The organism is Promicromonospora kroppenstedtii DSM 19349 (assembly GCF_000515355.1).
GTDB lineage: Bacteria > Actinomycetota > Actinomycetes > Actinomycetales > Cellulomonadaceae > Promicromonospora > Promicromonospora kroppenstedtii.
Genome location: NZ_KI911728.1, coordinates 1 through 1,919 on the forward strand (window position 1 = coordinate 1; position 1,919 = coordinate 1,919).

The following is a 1,919-nucleotide window of genomic DNA, read 5'->3' on the forward strand; positions in this document are numbered from 1 at the left end:
CCGGCGGCCAGCGTGTCCGCCAGGTGCGCCTCGGGCGAGTCGGACGGGTCGAGCGCGGCCGCGATGCCGCCCTGCGCCCAGACGGTCGAGCCGGAGGAGAGCTCGCCCTTGGTCACGAGCACCACGCGCGGCACCCGGGTGCGCAGCTCCAGCGCCGTCGTCAGGCCCGCGATGCCCGAGCCGACGACGATCGCGTCGGCCTCGACGGTCCAGCCGGGCGCGGGAGCCGCCAGGGACCGCGCCAGGCGAGGTCCCTGTCCGGGCGTGGTGCTCACGCCCGGCCCGACGCCGTGCGCACCAGGCCCGCGTGCTGGAACGGCTCGATCGGCAGGCCGCTCTCCTCCAGCCCGTAGCCGTCCGGCACGTGGCCGGGCTCGTCGTTGATCTCGACGATGCGGTTGTCCCCGTCGACGAAGACGACGTGCGGCAGGAACGTGCGCGCGTCGTGGTCCGAGAGCATGCCGTAGCCGATGAGGATGACGACGTCTCCCGGGCTGACCAGGTGGGCGGCCGCGCCGTTGATGCAGATCTGCCCGGAGCCGGGCTCGCCGGGGATCACGTAGGTGGTCAGCCGGGCGCCGTTGGTCACGTCGACGACGTCGACCTGCTGGCCGGGCACGAGGTCGGCGGCGTCGAGCAGGTCGGCGTCCACGGTGATGGACCCGACGTAGTGCAGGTCCGCCTGCGTCACGGTGGCGCGGTGGATCTTGGAGATCATCATCAGCCGCTGCAGCGAGGCGGGGCGGGCGACGGGCGGACGGTGCTCGGTGGTGCTCATGGTGTTACCTCTGGACCTCTGGCGATACCTCGACGGCCTGGTTGTCGATCAGGCGGGTGGAACCCACCCGTGCGGCCACGAGCAGCAGCGCGGGGCCGGAGAAGTCGTCGGTGACCGCGTCCACGGTCACCGGGTCGACGAGCGCCAGGTAGTCGACCACGACGCCGTCGGCGCCGTCCAGCACTTCGCGCGCGTCGTTGATCACACCCGCCGCGCCACGGTCCGCGGCAGCCGCGCCGGCGCGGAGGGCGCGCGACAGGGCCAGGGCCTGCTCCCGCTCCTCCGGCGAGAGGTAGGCGTTGCGCGAGGACAGGGCCAGGCCGTCGGCCTCGCGCACCGTCGGTACGCCCACGACCTCGACCGAGACCTCCAGGTCCCGCACCATGCGACGCACGGCCAGGAGCTGCTGGGCGTCCTTCTCCCCGAACAGGGCGACGTCGGGCCGCACCAGGTGCATCAGCTTGAGCACCACGGTGAGCACGCCGTCCAGGTGCCCCGGCCGGGACGCGCCCTCCAGCACCTCCCCGATCCGGCCGGCGGACACGCGCACCACCGGGTCGCCGCCCGGGTAGACGACGTCGGGTGTGGGCGCGAAGACGACGTCGGCTCCGACCTCCGCCAGCTTGGCGACGTCGCCGTCCAGGTCGCGCGGGTACTTCTCGAGGTCCTCGCCCGCGCCGAACTGGAGCGGGTTCACGAAGATCGTCACGACCACCTGGCCGGCCGGGCCGGCCTCCGCGCGCGCCCGGCGCACGAGCTCCAGGTGGCCCTCGTGCAGCGCGCCCATGGTCATCACGACGGCGCGCCGGCCGGGCTCGTCGCCGGCCTCCAGGGACCCCGCGAGGGCCCAGCGCATCTGCTCGTCACGCAGCTCCTCACGGGTGCGGACCACGAGCGGGCTGCGCTGCGCGGGTTCGGTGCTCACTGTGTCTTCCTCTCGGCGGGCGACTCCCCGCTGGCGCCGTCCAGCGCGTCCAGCAGGGCCTGTGCGGCGGTGTCGCCGATGCGGTGGCTCGCCAGCGCGCGGCGCGTGGCCCCACGGGCGAGCTCGGTGTAGCTGTGGGGTATGTCGGTGGCGCCGCTGGCGGCGGCCAGGGCGCTGAGCTCGGTCAGGTGCCGGCGCACGGTGCCGACGTCGCCC

Annotated in this window: 3 protein-coding genes and 1 pseudogene; all 4 read right to left on the minus strand. The window is 74.3% G+C overall.

The window, feature by feature from the left end; all coding sequences use genetic code 11:
* Nucleotides 1–275: FAD-dependent oxidoreductase (locus tag PROKR_RS21535; protein ID WP_036967209.1), on the minus strand; the 275-nt coding region annotated here is incomplete at its 3' end.
* Nucleotides 272–778, minus strand: coding sequence for an aspartate 1-decarboxylase (panD, locus tag PROKR_RS21540; RefSeq protein WP_036967212.1), 507 nt, complete (start codon nt 776–778; stop codon nt 272–274). The genes PROKR_RS21535 and panD, both read right to left, overlap by 4 nt.
* Before the next feature lie 4 nt (nt 779–782).
* Nucleotides 783–1,703 carry a pantoate--beta-alanine ligase gene (gene panC, locus PROKR_RS21545; RefSeq protein ID WP_036967215.1) on the minus strand — a complete coding sequence of 307 codons (921 nt, stop codon included), beginning with the start codon at nt 1,701–1,703 and terminating at the stop codon, nt 783–785.
* Nucleotides 1,700–1,919 (minus strand): annotated as a pseudogene (locus tag PROKR_RS37545) (oxidoreductase); the annotation flags it as partial. The gene panC and the pseudogene PROKR_RS37545, both read right to left, overlap by 4 nt.